General features: G+C 55.7%; 13 protein-coding genes and 3 tRNA genes. 6 read left to right on the top strand and 10 right to left on the bottom strand.

Annotation, left to right across the window (positions count from 1 at the left end):
• Window positions 1–2: 2 nt before the first annotated feature.
• The 3 genes from FND52_RS09910 to FND52_RS09900 all read right to left on the bottom strand — a co-directional run bounded on the left by FND52_RS09910 (window position 3) and on the right by FND52_RS09900 (window position 301).
• Window positions 3–79, bottom strand: a tRNA-Met gene (locus FND52_RS09910).
• Window positions 80–113: 34 nt separating this feature from the next.
• Window positions 114–190: transfer RNA gene (locus FND52_RS09905), tRNA-Met, on the bottom strand.
• A gap of 34 nt (window positions 191–224) precedes the next feature.
• Window positions 225–301 (bottom strand) — tRNA-Met (locus FND52_RS09900).
• Between the two features lie 204 nt (window positions 302–505).
• Here FND52_RS09900 and mltA point away from each other — a divergent pair.
• Both mltA and tcdA read left to right on the top strand, forming a co-directional pair.
• The gene (gene mltA / locus FND52_RS09895; RefSeq protein ID WP_125295572.1) at window positions 506–1,606 is read left to right on the top strand and encodes a murein transglycosylase A; all 1,101 of its coding nucleotides are present in this window, start codon (window positions 506–508) and stop codon (window positions 1,604–1,606) included.
• A gap of 49 nt (window positions 1,607–1,655) precedes the next feature.
• The gene (tcdA, locus tag FND52_RS09890; protein WP_144130671.1) at window positions 1,656–2,462 is read left to right on the top strand and encodes a tRNA cyclic N6-threonylcarbamoyladenosine(37) synthase TcdA; all 807 of its coding nucleotides are present in this window, start codon (window positions 1,656–1,658) and stop codon (window positions 2,460–2,462) included.
• Between the two features lie 3 nt (window positions 2,463–2,465).
• Here tcdA and csdE read toward each other — a convergent pair whose 3' ends face one another.
• A complete protein-coding gene (csdE, locus tag FND52_RS09885; protein ID WP_144130670.1) occupies window positions 2,466–2,909 on the bottom strand; it encodes a cysteine desulfurase sulfur acceptor subunit CsdE in 444 nt (147 codons plus the stop codon).
• On the bottom strand, window positions 2,910–4,115 hold the full coding sequence (gene csdA / locus FND52_RS09880; RefSeq protein WP_144130669.1) for a cysteine desulfurase CsdA: 1,206 nt from the start codon (window positions 4,113–4,115) through the stop codon (window positions 2,910–2,912).
• A gap of 190 nt (window positions 4,116–4,305) precedes the next feature.
• On the opposite strand from csdA, the gene FND52_RS09875 reads away from it, so the two are divergent.
• From FND52_RS09875 to rlmM, 4 genes are all read left to right on the top strand, one after another.
• A complete protein-coding gene (locus FND52_RS09875; RefSeq protein ID WP_125295576.1) occupies window positions 4,306–4,533 on the top strand; it encodes a YgdI/YgdR family lipoprotein in 228 nt (75 codons plus the stop codon).
• Window positions 4,534–4,890: 357 nt separating this feature from the next.
• Complete coding sequence (gene gcvA / locus FND52_RS09870) at window positions 4,891–5,808, top strand: glycine cleavage system transcriptional regulator GcvA (protein ID WP_125295577.1); 918 nt, start codon at window positions 4,891–4,893, stop codon at window positions 5,806–5,808.
• A 46-nt stretch (window positions 5,809–5,854) separates the two neighbouring features.
• Window positions 5,855–6,250 (top strand): DUF423 domain-containing protein, encoded by a 396-nt coding sequence (locus FND52_RS09865; RefSeq protein WP_125295578.1) that lies wholly within the window; start codon window positions 5,855–5,857, stop codon window positions 6,248–6,250.
• A complete protein-coding gene (gene rlmM / locus FND52_RS09860) occupies window positions 6,243–7,343 on the top strand; it encodes a 23S rRNA (cytidine(2498)-2'-O)-methyltransferase RlmM (protein WP_125295579.1) in 1,101 nt (366 codons plus the stop codon). The genes FND52_RS09865 and rlmM overlap by 8 nt, the downstream gene beginning before the upstream one ends.
• 51 nt (window positions 7,344–7,394) lie before the next feature.
• Here the strand turns inward: rlmM and xni are convergent, their stop codons facing one another.
• The 5 genes from xni to queF form a co-directional block, all read right to left on the bottom strand.
• Window positions 7,395–8,150 carry a flap endonuclease Xni gene (gene xni / locus FND52_RS09855; RefSeq protein ID WP_144130668.1) on the bottom strand — a complete coding sequence of 252 codons (756 nt, stop codon included), beginning with the start codon at window positions 8,148–8,150 and terminating at the stop codon, window positions 7,395–7,397.
• Between the two features lie 130 nt (window positions 8,151–8,280).
• Entirely contained in the window at window positions 8,281–9,648 is a 1,368-nt protein-coding gene (locus FND52_RS09850) for an L-serine ammonia-lyase (protein WP_144130667.1), read from the bottom strand.
• Window positions 9,649–9,714: 66 nt separating this feature from the next.
• Window positions 9,715–11,001, bottom strand: a complete 1,287-nt coding sequence (sdaC, locus tag FND52_RS09845; RefSeq protein WP_125295582.1) for an HAAAP family serine/threonine permease SdaC — start codon at window positions 10,999–11,001, stop codon at window positions 9,715–9,717.
• Window positions 11,002–11,466: 465 nt separating this feature from the next.
• The gene (ppnN, locus tag FND52_RS09840; protein ID WP_144130666.1) at window positions 11,467–12,831 is read right to left on the bottom strand and encodes a nucleotide 5'-monophosphate nucleosidase PpnN; all 1,365 of its coding nucleotides are present in this window, start codon (window positions 12,829–12,831) and stop codon (window positions 11,467–11,469) included.
• Window positions 12,832–12,945: 114 nt separating this feature from the next.
• A complete protein-coding gene (queF, locus tag FND52_RS09835) occupies window positions 12,946–13,791 on the bottom strand; it encodes an NADPH-dependent 7-cyano-7-deazaguanine reductase QueF (RefSeq protein WP_144130665.1) in 846 nt (281 codons plus the stop codon).
• Window positions 13,792–13,812: the final 21 nt, after the last annotated feature.

Raw genomic sequence — 13,812 nt, 5'->3', positions numbered from 1 at the left:
GTTGGTTGCGGGGGCCGGATTTGAACCGACGACCTTCGGGTTATGAGCCCGACGAGCTACCAGGCTGCTCCACCCCGCGTCACCGTACTGCTTATACTTTTCTATATTTTAATTGGTTGCGGGGGCCGGATTTGAACCGACGACCTTCGGGTTATGAGCCCGACGAGCTACCAGGCTGCTCCACCCCGCGTCACCGTACTGCTTGTACTTCTCTATATTTTAATTGGTTGCGGGGGCCGGATTTGAACCGACGACCTTCGGGTTATGAGCCCGACGAGCTACCAGGCTGCTCCACCCCGCGTCCGTGGATGCGCACTATACTCCGCTGACATTTCGATGCAACCCTTTTTGTAACAAAAGCGCCGTTTTTGGCACTCACGGGCTAAATATCTGGTCAAATGCGCAATTTTTAGACGTTATGGCGATATTGCGCTAGGCGCGCATTTCATTAGCCGGAACGGTTTGCTATCTTCGCCTGCACGGCGCGGCAAACTGAGACTTGAGAATGAAAGGACGTTGGACAAAGTTATTACTTACAGGAGCGATGGTGGTAGTGCTTGCCTCCTGTTCATCAAAACCGACCGATCGCGGTCAGCAATATAAAGACGGCAAACTAAACCAGCCGTTTTCCCTGGTTAACCAGCCCGACGCCATGGGCGCGCCGATTAACGCCGGGGATTTTGCCCAGCAGGTGACGGAAATCCGCAATGCATCGCCGCGCCTGTACAACAATCAGAGCAATGTCTACTCGGCGGTGCAGCAGTGGCTGCGTTCCGGTGGCGACACCCGCACCATGCGCCAGTTCGGCCTTGACGCCTGGCAGATGGAAGGCGCGGATAACTACGGCAACGTCCAGTTTACCGGTTACTACACCCCGGTGATCCAGGCGCGTCATACCCGTCAGGGCGAATTTCAGTATCCGATTTATCGCATGCCGCCTAAGCGTGGCGGGCGCCTGCCGTCACGTGCCGAAATTTACGCGGGCGCGTTGAGTGAATCCTATGTGCTGGCCTACAGCAACTCCCTGATGGATAACTTCATTATGGACGTGCAGGGCAGCGGCTATATTGATTTCGGCGACGGCGGCCCGCTGACGTTCTTTGGCTACGCGGGCAAAAATGGTCACGGCTACTACGCCATCGGTAAGGTGCTGATCGACCGTGGCGAAGTGAAGAAAGAAGATATGTCGATGCAGGCGATCCGCCATTGGGGCGAAACGCACAGCGAGGCGGAGGTACGCGAACTGTTAGAGAATAACCCGTCGTTCGTGTTCTTTAAACCGCAAAGCTATTCGCCGGTGAAGGGCGCGAGCGCCGTACCGCTGATTGGCCGCGCATCGGTGGCCTCCGATCGGTCTATTATTCCGGCAGGCACCACGCTGCTGGCGGAAGTCCCGCTGCTGGACAACAACGGCAAGTTCAACGGACAATATGAGCTGCGCGTGATGGTGGCGCTGGATGTAGGTGGGGCAATCAAAGGCCAACATTTCGACATCTATCAGGGCATCGGCGCAGACGCCGGTCATCGCGCGGGCTGGTATAATCACTATGGCCGCGTCTGGGTGCTGAAAGCCGCACCGGGCACTGGCAACGTGTTTAACGGTTAATCCTTTCTCATGGCGGGTCTCTGGCCCGCCTTCTGGTTCTGAGGTTTTCATGGCTGTGGTAATGACGGACGCCTGGCGTAGCCGCTTTGGCGGCACGGCGCGTTTATATGGTCAACAGGCGCTGCAACTGTTTGCAGACGCGCATATCTGCGTAGTGGGGATCGGCGGCGTGGGGTCGTGGGCGGCGGAAGCGCTGGCGCGTACCGGCATCGGTGCGATCACCCTGATTGACATGGACGATGTGTGCGTCACCAACACTAACCGGCAAATCCACGCGTTGCGCGATAACGTCGGCCTGGCGAAAGCGGAAGTGATGGCCGAGCGCCTGCGGCAGATCAACCCCGAATGCCGCGTCACGGTGGTGGATGATTTCGTGACGGCGGATAACGTCGCCGCGCTGCTCAACCAGGGCTTTAGCTACGTGATTGACGCCATCGACAGCGTGCGTCCTAAAGCTGCCCTGATCGCTTACTGCCGCCGCAATAAAATCCCGCTGGTCACCACCGGCGGCGCGGGCGGGCAAATCGATCCGACGCAAATCCAGGTCACCGATCTGGCGAAAACGATTCAGGACCCGCTGGCGGCAAAACTGCGCGAACGGCTGAAAAGCGATTTTGGCGTGGTGAAAAACAGCAAGGGCAAACTGGGCGTGGACTGTGTGTTTTCGACGGAAGCGCTGGTTTACCCCCAGGCGGACGGTTCGGTGTGTGGGGCGAAAAGCACCGCAGAAGGGCCAAAGCGGATGGACTGCGCCTCCGGTTTCGGGGCAGCAACCATGGTGACGGCGACCTTTGGTTTTGTCGCCGTGTCCCACGCGTTAAAGAAAATGCTCGCTAAAGCGGCGCGCGCCGCGTAACGGTCAGGATTCCCGCGCCGCCTGCACCACCGCATTCGCCAGGGCGTCTAACCCCTGGCTGCGGGAAGCGCTAATCTGGGCGCGCAATCCTAACGTATCAAATAGCGCCAGCGGATCCTGGCGGATCAACTGCTCCGGCGTTTTGCCTTCAATCGCCGTCAGCAGGATCGCCAGCAGGCCGCGAACTATCCGGCCTTCGCTGTCGCCGTAAAAATGCAATGTGCCGTCGGCCTGGCGAGTATGCCCCAGCCAGACGCGGTTTTCGCATCCGGCAATCTCGATATTTTCCTGCTTCAAATCCGCTGGCAGCGGCGGCAGCTGTTTGCCCAGCAGGATGAGCTGGCGATACTTATCTTCCCACTGATTGAGCGGCGCGAACTGCTGGCGCAGCGTTTCTTCAGTGATCGAGGTGCCGAACGGATGTCCGGCCAGAAATGTACTTGTCATTTAATCCACCAAAAGTTCCAGCGCCTGGTCAACGGCGGCGACCAGCGCGTCTACATCCTGCCGGGTATTATAGGGCGCAAAAGAGGCGCGCAGCGTGCCGCTAACGCCAAGCGCCGCCAGCAGCGGCTGGGCGCAGTGTTGCCCGGCGCGCAACGCAATGCCGGATTGCGCCAGCAGCGTCACCATATCGCTGTGGTGAACGCCGGCAAAATCAAAGGCTAACAGGCTGGAATCCTGGCAGCGGAAACTGCGAAAACCGGGGCGTTTAGCCAGCGCATCTTCCGCCAGCGTCGCCAGCCCGCGGCTGTAGCTTTCCGATTCAATAACGTCCACCGTTGCCAGCCATTCCAGCGCCGCGCTCAGCCCCATCACGCCCGCCACGTTCGGCGTACCGGCTTCGAAACGCCAGGGCGCAGGCTTGGGTTTAAAGCCGTCGAACGAGACCTCGGTGAGCATTTTTCCGCCGCCAAGCCAGGGCTCCATCTGGTTTAGCAACGCGGTTTTACCATACAGCACGCCGATCCCCGTGGGTCCGTAGAGCTTATGGCCGGAGAAGGCATAAAAATCAATGTCCAGCGCCTGGACGTTGGCCGGGCAATGCACCACGCCCTGTGCGCCATCCACCATGACCACTGCGCCCGCCGCATGGGCGATAGCAATGGCCTTCGCCAGGTCCGGGCATCCGCCGGTCACGTTCGACATTTGCCCCAGCGCCAGAATGCGGGTGCGCGAGGTGATGAGCGCCGCAAGGTTCTCCACGTCCGGTAAATAGCTGGCGTTAAGCGGCAGCTTGACGATACGTGCGCCGGTCTGCTGCGCCACCATCAGCCAGGGCACCAGGTTAGCGTGGTGCTCGGCAACGCTGACGATAATTTCATCGTCCGGCTTGAGGCGCGGGCGCGCGTAACACTGGGCGACGATATTAATCGCTTCGGTGGTGCCGCGCGTCCAGACGATGTCATGGCTGTTTGGGGCATTGATCAGCCGGGCGACACGATCGCGCGCCGCTTCGTATTGCGCGGTCAGGCGTTGGGCGCTGGCGAACTGGCTGCGATGAACGTTACCGGCGCTTAAACTGTAAAACTGTTGTGCGGCGTCGATCACCGCCTGCGGTTTTAAGGCGGTGGCGGCGCTGTCCAGATACACGCCCGCATCAGCCAGCGCGGGAAAGGCGTTGCGAAAAAGGGTGGGGTTGAATGCTGTCATGGCGATCCTCTCATTTAATAAGATCGTGGCGCATTTCACTGGCTGACACAAGGCGATTGATAATCCTCGGATTAGTCTGTTTATCCAGGCAACCCAGCGAAAGAACGTTATGCTAATTATTGTTTGGCAAATATTTTTGCCTGTTAGCAGTTGAGCTTTACAGAGCATGAAACTCTACGAGGAGAAGAATATGAATAAGACAGCCGCAGTAGTATCCGCTTGTGTAATGGCCTTTGCCCTGAGCGCCTGTTCCAGCCCGAACTATGTGATGCACACCAATGATGGCCGCTCCATCGTGTCCGAAGGCAAGCCGCAAACCGATAAAGAAACCGGTATGATCAAATATACCGATGCCAACGGCAACAAGCAGCAGATCAATCACAGCGATATCAAAGAGATGGTTGAGCTGGAACGCTAAGAAATAGCAAGCAGTAGATAAAAAAAAGCACCGCAATTTGCGGTGCTACATTAATCACTATGGACAGACAGGGTAAATGTACAGGAAGTGAAAAGGGGTAGTCTCGCTACCGAGGTCTGAATCGCAGACCAATTGCAAACACAACAACACAACATCACAACCGTAAGCCAAAAGCCCTCAGAACTATCGTTCGACCATCCCAATGACTTTTCGTTCCGGCTCAGGAAGTGCCGCAATGATAGGTATTTGCTGGTGCAACCTCAACGGACAATTTATAATGTCTCAGATAAAAAAAACTAATAGGTTAACTCTTGTTTCCTGTTTGTTACTGAGCATTAACATACAAGTCCGGTGCCCATGTCAAAGCGATTACCACCCCTTAACGCATTACGCGTATTTGATGCAGCAGCCCGCCATTTAAGCTTCACCAAGGCGGCCGAAGAACTGTTCGTCACCCAGGCGGCAGTGAGCCATCAAATTAAGTCTCTGGAAGACTTTCTCGGATTAAAACTATTTCGCCGACGCAATCGCTCGCTATTGCTCACGGAAGAGGGCCAGAGTTATTTTCTGGACATCAAAGAAATTTTCTCGCAGCTTACCGAGGCGACCCGTAAACTTCAGGCGCGCAGCGCGAAGGGCGCGTTGACGGTTAGCCTGCTGCCGAGCTTTGCCATCCACTGGCTGGTGCCTCGTCTTTCCAGCTTTAATATGGCCTACCCCGGCATTGATGTGCGAATTCAGGCGGTCGATCGCCAGGAAGATAAGCTGGCGGATGACGTCGATGTGGCGATTTTCTACGGACGCGGCAACTGGCCGGGATTGCGGGTTGAAAAGCTGTATGCAGAATATTTGCTGCCGGTCTGCTCGCCGATGCTGTTAACCGGCGATAAACCGCTGAAAACACCGGAAGATTTAGCGCGCCACACGCTATTGCATGATGCATCGCGTCGCGACTGGCAAACTTATACGCGTCAGCTTGGTCTTACTCATATTAACGTGCAGCAGGGACCGATATTCAGCCACAGCGCCATGGTATTGCAGGCGGCGATCCACGGGCAGGGCATCGCGTTAGCCAATAACGTGATGGCGCAAACCGAAATCGAAGCCGGGCGGCTGGCTTGCCCGTTTAATGATGTGCTGGTGAGTAAAAACGCGTTTTATCTGGTATGTCATGACAGCCAGGCAGAACTGGGTAAAATAGCGGCCTTTCGTCAATGGATCCTGTCGAAAGCAGCCAGCGAGCAGGAAAAATTCCGTTTTCGCTATGAGCAATAATCAATTTTTTGCGTACCTCGGGTGCGCATTACTTTAGGGCTAACACATGACCAGCCGATTCATGCTGATTTTTACTGCCGTTAGCGGCTTTATTTTTGTGGCGCTTGGGGCGTTTGGCGCGCACGTATTAAGCAAAACCATTGGGCCGATGGAGATGGGATGGATCCAGACCGGCCTGCAATATCAGGCGTTTCATACCCTGGCGATATTCGGTCTGGCGGTCGCGATGCAGCGCCGGATCAGCATTTGGTTTTACTGGAGCAGCGTATTTATGGCGCTGGGCACCGTATTGTTCAGCGGCAGTCTGTACTGCCTGGCGCTGTCACATTTGCGCCTGTGGGCGTTTGTTACGCCGGTGGGAGGCGTCAGCTTCCTCGCCGGTTGGGTATTGATGTTAATTGGCGCAGTGCGTCTGAAACGAAAAGGCAGTGGGCATGAATAAGGTAATTTTGTATTGCCGCCAGGGTTTTGAGAAAGAGTGTGCGGCGGAGATTACCGATAAAGCGGCTCTCCTGAACGTTTATGGGTTTGCACGCGTTAAAGAGCAATCCGGCTACGTGATTTTTGAATGCTATCAGCCGGAAGAGGCGGATAAACTGGCGCGCGAACTGCCGTTCAGTTCGCTGATTTTCGCCCGTCAGATGTTCGTTGGCGGCGAACTGTTGCAAAACCTGCCGCCGGAAGATCGTATTACGCCGATCGTTGGCATGTTGCAGGGCGTGGTGGAAAAGGGCGGCGACCTGCGTGTGGAAGTGGCTGACACCAATGAAAGCAAAGAGCTGATGAAGTTCTGCCGCAAATTCACCGTGCCGCTGCGCGCCGCGCTGCGTGAAGCCAATGTGCTGGCGAAGTTCGAAACCCCGAAACGCCCGGTGGTGCACGTTTTCTTTATTGCTCCCGGCTGCTGCTACACCGGCTATTCGTACACCAATAACAATTCCCCGTTCTACATGGGTATCCCCCGGCTGAAATTCCCGGCCGATGCGCCCAGCCGCTCGACGCTGAAGCTGGAAGAAGCGTTCCACGTGTTTATCCCGGCGGATGAGTGGGACGAACGTCTGGCGAACGGCATGCACGCCGTTGACCTGGGCGCATGCCCCGGCGGCTGGACCTATCAGCTGGTGAAACGCAATATGTGGGTGGCGTCGGTGGATAACGGCCCGATGGCGCAAAGCCTGATGGATACCGGGCAGGTCACCTGGCTGCGCGAAGACGGTTTCCGCTATCGTCCCAACCGCAATAACATCTCCTGGCTGGTGTGCGATATGGTGGAAAAACCGGCCAAAGTGGCGGCACTGATGGCGCAGTGGCTGGTCAACGGCTGGTGCCGCGAGGCGATTTTTAACCTCAAGCTGCCGATGAAAAAACGCTACGAGGAAGTGTCCCAGAATATCGCGTTTATTCAGCAACAGCTGGATGCGAATAGCATCAGTGCCCAGATCCAGGCGCGTCAGCTTTATCACGATCGTGAAGAAGTGACCGTACACGTACGCCGCATGTGGGCGGCGGTGGGCGGACGGCGCGACGAGCGCTAAGCTGTTATCACTTTTCTAAAGGGCCTGCGGGCCCTTTGTTGTTTCTCAGGCTCAGCGCCGCGTCAGGCGCAGCTGTTGCAGATTGCCGTCCAGCTGGAGATCGGTTTTCAGGGTCGAAATCGTCCGGCTCAGGAAAGCGCTCTCGCGGTGCGCTTCAAGCTTTTTACGCCATTTCTCCGGCACGTTTTCCAGATTGGCATAAATATTTTCCAGCGAGCCAAACTCGCTAATAAGCTGGGTGGCGCTTTTCGGCCCGATGCCCGCCACGCCGGGGATTTTTGAACTGCTGATGCCCGCCAGTCCCCAGTAATCCGGAAGCCTCTGCGGCGCGACGCCATACTCATTTTCGATAAACGGCGCATCCAGCCAACGCTTCTGAAAGTAATCACGGATCTGGATGGCCGGTGACAACAGCTGGCAGTAGCCTTTATCGGTGGAAACAATCATCGCCTGATGCCCGGCGCTGGCGATTTTAACCGCCAGGGTAGCAGCGAGATCGTCTGCTTCGTTACCCGGGGAATGCCAGCACGCTACGCCGTGGTCGGTAAACGCCCGGCGCAGGGCGGGCATTTCTGCGTGCAGATCGTCCGGCATTGGTGCGCGTCCCGCTTTGTAATCCGGGAACAGCTGATGACGCCAGCCGCTATCGCGCGCCTCGTCGTCAAACACGGCGACGGCGTGGGTCGGATTACTGTGCACGATTAACTGCTGAAGCGCATGAATGCAGGTATCTGTACAGGGCGAACCCTGTACGGCATGAATGCGACGAATAAGATTCAGTGCGTCAACGATTAAGAGTACCGCCATGGTTTCCGCCTCCGTGTCAATGTGGGGCTACCCTATCATTTCTCGAAAGCATGAACCACAAATGAGGGGAAATCAGGAAGATATGCCGCAAAAACAGCTCCGCCTTAACGGGGAAGGCGGAGAAGGGGAGTTAATCGCAGGTGACGACTTTCATCGCCAGGCCGCCGCGAGAGGTTTCGCGGTACTTGGCGTTCATGTCTTTACCCGTTTCGTACATGGTTTCGATAACTTTATCGAGGCAGACGCGCGGCTCGCTGGTGCGGCGCAGCGCCATACGCGCGGCGTTCACCGCTTTTACAGCAGCGATAGCGTTACGCTCGATGCACGGCACCTGCACCTGTCCGGCAACCGGGTCGCAGGTCAGGCCAAGGTTGTGTTCCATGCCGATTTCCGCCGCGATGCACACCTGCATCGGGCTTGCGCCCAGCAGCTCTGCCAGCCCCGCCGCCGCCATAGAGCAGGCTACGCCCACTTCACCCTGGCAACCCACTTCCGCACCGGAAATAGAGGCATTCATTTTGTAGAGCGAGCCGATAGCGCTGGCAACCAGCAGGTAACGCGCCAGCGAGTTGGCGTTCACTTCGCGGATAAACTTGTCGTAGTACGCCAGCACCGCCGGAACGATGCCGCATGCGCCGTTGGTCGGCGCGGTGACCACGCGGCCGCCTGCGGCGTTTTCTTCGTTAACTGCCAGCGCGAACATGTTGATCCAGTCAACCACCGCCATCGGGTCCATGGTGGTTTTGTCGCTGCTTACCAGCATACGGCGCAGCGCCGCAGCACGACGCGGTACGCGCAGTTTACCCGGCAGGACGCCTTCGGTGGTGATGCCGCGCTCAATGCCGCCGCGCATCACTTCCCATACCTGCGCCAGATGCGTTTCGAGCTCTTCTTTGCTGTGCAAAGCGAGTTCGTTTTTCATCATCAGGCCGGAGAGCGACAGGCCGGTTTCGCGACAATGGCGCTGTAAATCCGCCGCGTTTTTATACGGATAAGGCACTTCAACCGGTGACGCGCTGGTCACGCCGAAGTGGTCTTCATCGACGATAAAGCCGCCGCCGATGGAGTAATAAGTCTGGCTGTAAACCACCTTGTCACCGGCAAGCGCGGTAATGCGCATCCCGTTTTCGTGCAGGGAAAGGTTATCAGCGTGGAAATTCATGCACTGATCGACCGGGAACTCGACTTCGTGTTCGCCGTTCGCCAGCAGCAGGCGTCCATGGGTGTTAACGTCCTGGATAAAGCCAGGAATGCTATCGATATCAACCGAGTGCGGCAGGTTGCCCGCCAGACCCATAATGATAGCAATATCAGTGTGGTGGCCTTTGCCCGTCAGGGAAAGAGAACCGTAAACATCAACAACGACACGGGTAACATCACGCAACATTCCTTGTGCGATTAAATCATCCGTAAACTGCTTGCCCGCTTTCATCGGCCCGACAGTATGGGAACTGGAAGGACCGATACCGATTTTGAAAATATCAAAAACACTAATCATGATGCATCCATTGCGTAGTGAGAGGTAAGGGCATGCGCCGCTCAGCGAGCGGCGCGGACGAGGCTATTAGCCGAACAGCGAGTAGAAGATAGCGGAGATGGCAATCAGGCCCATCACAACCACGAATACGTTGCTGATATGGCCGCTGTACTTGCGCATAGCCGGTACTTTCTGGATGGCATACATCGGCATCAGGAACAGGATCATTGCGATAATCGGGCCGCCCAGGGTTTCAATCATGCCCAGGATGCTCGGGTTCAGGGTCGCCACAATCCAGGTGGTAACCAGCATGAACAGTGCAGTGATGCGGTTCAGTTTGTTGATTTCGATAGATTTACCTTTGCCACGCAGAGATTTAATCACCATACCGTTGAAGCCTTCACGCGCGCCCAGGTAGTGGCCGAGGAAGGATTTGGTGATAGCGATAATCGCGATGATCGGTGCCATCCAGGCGATGATCGGCGCGTTAAAGTGGTTAGCCAGATAAGACAGAATCGAGATGTTCTGCGCTTTCGCTTCTGCCAGGTCAGCCGGGGTCAGGCTCAGTACGCAGCTGAATACGAAGAACATGACCGTCAGCACCATCATGATGTGTGCGAAGGCCAGAATGCGTGAACATTTCTTCTCTGCGTCCACACCGTACTCTTCACGCTTCGCCACGGCGAAGGAGGAGATGATCGGCGAGTGGTTGAAAGAGAACACCATTACCGGGATAGCCAGCCACAGGGTCATCCACAGGCCGTTGCCGGTAGAGGCAGAGCTCAGGGACAGCGTGTCCAGCGCCGCGCCGTTCCACTGCGGGATCAGGTAAAGCGCCAGCAGCATCAGGGCCGCAACAAACGGGAACACCAGCACGCTCATCGCTTTCACGATCATCTGCTCACCGAAACGCACGATGGTCATCATGCCGATAATCAGGATAAGAGAAAGAATCGCACGCGGCGGCGCAGTCATACCCAACTGGTGGGTAATGAAGCTGTCGACCGTGTTGGTGATTGCCACGCTGTATACCAGCAGGATGGGGTAAATAGCAAAGAAGTAGAGCAGGGTAATCAGTTTGCCTGCGCCAACGCCGAAGTGCTCTTCAACCACTTCAGTGATGTCTTCGCCCGGGTTTTTGCCTGACAGCACAAAGCGGGTCAGCCCACGGTGTGCAAAGAAGGTCATCGGGAAAGCAATGATCGCCATGATGATCAGCGGGATCATGCCGCCGACACCGGCGTTAATCGGTAAGAAAAGAACACCTGCGCCGATTGCCGTGCCGTACAGGCCAAGCATCCACATGGTGTCGGTTTTGCGCCATGAACTACGCGTCGCGGTTGACGCAATGGTGCTGGTTTGGGTGGTTTCCATCTGTTTCTCCTGGAGGAAGCATAAAAATCAGGCTTTTAGAGACATCCAATGCAAAAGCGCCTGACTGTAAAACGAAATACTGGTAAAGAGGGGATTTTTATTATTTTTTCCCGTAACTATTTTCGGGCGGAAAGATACATTTATGGCGTCAATCTATCAGTGATCGGGATCTCAATTGCCATAATCTACTTTTTGTAAGGGTAATTTTTGGGCCTTTGCGCTGCTTTTTTACTCCTTTGCCAGATTATTGGACGCGAAGCCTATCATTCGCAGGGCAGGGCAGGATACTGCCAGCGACAGATATCAGATTTTACTCTGTTAAATTGCGGTTAAACGGGATTTATTAAGGGAAATTCATTGGTTAGGATGATGTTTTTCGTCAGGAACGTGAAAGCAATCGTTTTCCTTTTGCCGTAAAAGTGAAAAAAAGGGCGGCTCATGGCCGCCCGGGTATTTTAGATTATGCTAGGTACAGATCTCATAGCAGGGGATGTACGCACTGCCCGGCAGTTTCATACGGTGCTGTGCCACAAAACCCTGTAGCAGATGATCCATCTGCTTCATCATGTGCGCATCGCCGTGAATTTTATACGGGCCAAATTGCTCAATGGCCCGTATGCCGTTTTCCTTCACGTTACCTGCGACGATGCCGGAGAAGGCGCGACGCAGATCCGCCGCCAGCACTTCCGTCGGCTGGTCAGGATAAAGTTTCAGGTTCGCCATATTGGTATGGGTCGGCTCGAACGGCACCTGTAGATCCGGCGAAATGCGAATCGACCAGTTAAAGCTGTAGGCGTCGCCGGTTTCACGACGGTTCTCTTTCACCTGCGGCATCGCTTTTTTCATCTGGCGCGCCACTTCCGGTGCATCCTCAATAATAATGCGATAGTAACGACGCGCCTGCTCGCCCAGGGTACTGACAATAAACTCATCCAGCACCCGGAAGTAATCCGCGCTCTGCTTCGGCCCGGTGAGGATCAGCGACAGCACCTGGTCCTGGTTATGCGGATTCATCAGAATGCCCAATAAATAAAGCAGCTCTTCCGCCGTCCCCACCCCGCCCGGGAAAATAATGATCCCGTGGGCGATACGCACGAACGCTTCGAGGCGCTTTTCGATATCCGGCATGATGATCAGTTCATTCACCAGCGGGTTTGGCGGTTCCGCCGCGATAATCGACGGCTCGGTCATGCCGATAAAGCGACCATCTTTATAACGCTGCTGAGCGTGGCCTACCGCCGCACCTTTCATCGGCGCTTCCATCGCCCCCGGCCCGCAGCCGGTGCAGATATTCAGTTCGCGCAGGCCCAACTGGGTGCCGACGCGGCGGGCATACAAATATTCGGTTTCGTTGATTGAGTGGCCGCCCCAGCACACCACCATATTCGGCGCTTCCCCGACGTGCAGCGCGCGGGCGTTGCGCAGGATCGAAAACACCAGGTTGGTGATATGGGTGGAATCTTCCAGATCGAGATGCTGTAACCGACCGGCGCTGGTGATTTGCCCGTTAACGAACAAAATATCGCGCAGTACGGCAAACAGGTTGGCCTGTAGCGAGCGGATAATCCGGCCATCAACGAAGGCCTCGTCCGGCGGATTAATGAGTTCGAGCTTTACGCCGCGCTCGCGACGCAGCACGTTAATATCGAAATTTTCGAAGCGAGAAAGCAGTTCTTTACTGTTGTCGGTTTGACTACCGGAATTCAGTACGGCCAGTGAACAATTGCGGAAGAGTTGATAAAGGTCGCTGCTGGCCGTGCGTTTAAGCATGTCGACTTCCAGCTGCGACAACATATCCATTGAGCCAAGCGGGCTAATATGTGTAATCAAGTGAACTCCTTACGGGCACAACGCGCCGATCCCTGTGATTACAATAGCCCTGCCTGCTCCGGTTTAACAACCCGCTAACGTAAAATGGTGTGTCAAATGCGAGACATATTCCAGTTATTGACGCACCAGCCGCCCGGTGGCAGGGGTGAAATCGCAATTGCTGCGCCAGGGGTTAATGTCCAGCCCGCCGCGACGGGTATAGCGCGCGTAGACGCTCAGGGTTTGCGGTTGGCAGAATCGCATGATGTCGCTAAAAATCCGCTCCACGCACTGCTCGTGGAATTCGTTATGGTGGCGGAATGAGACCAGATAACGCAGCAGTTTTTCCCGGTCGATTTGCGGGCCGCGATAGCGAATTTGCACCGAGCCCCAATCCGGCTGATGGGTAATCAGACAGTTGGATTTCAGGATATGGCTGACCAGGGTTTCTTCAACCTGCTGCTCCCCGGCTGCGCCGTCCAGATAGGCGGCATCAAACTCGTAGTTATCAATGGTGATGGGCTGATTGTCGATACACACGCCGTCGAATGCAGCGATCGCTTGCCCTTCAATATCCTGGATCCGGTAAAGCTGTACCTCAACCTTGCCCTGCGCGCAGTGGCATAAATCCCGGGCAAGGGTGTTTTGCACCTCATCCCAGCTGGCGAAGCGGCTCTGGTTAAAGCTGTTGAGGTAGAGTTTGAAGCTCTTGGACTCCACCAGATTTACACTGGTGGAATCAATGCTGACGTGCCCGACAGCCACCTGCGGTAAGCCGTTGCTGTTAAGCCATGAGAGCTCGTACAGCGTCCAGATATCCGCGCCGTGAAACGGTAAATCATCGGCGCTAATTCCCAGCGGGTCGCGGTTTAAACTGCGCGGCACCGGCTGCAACAGGCTGGCATCGTAAATATCCCGATAATCCGTGGATTTGCCGAGCGTCAGTCCGCTTAACGCTGCGTGGTTTTCATAAGAAGTCATGTGTCACCAAAATAAAGCAGG

Source organism: Atlantibacter subterraneus (assembly GCF_007570865.1).
Lineage (GTDB): Bacteria > Pseudomonadota > Gammaproteobacteria > Enterobacterales > Enterobacteriaceae > Atlantibacter > Atlantibacter subterraneus.
The sequence above is the reverse complement of the archived record's forward strand: the minus strand, read 5'-3'. Positions and strand labels throughout refer to the sequence as shown.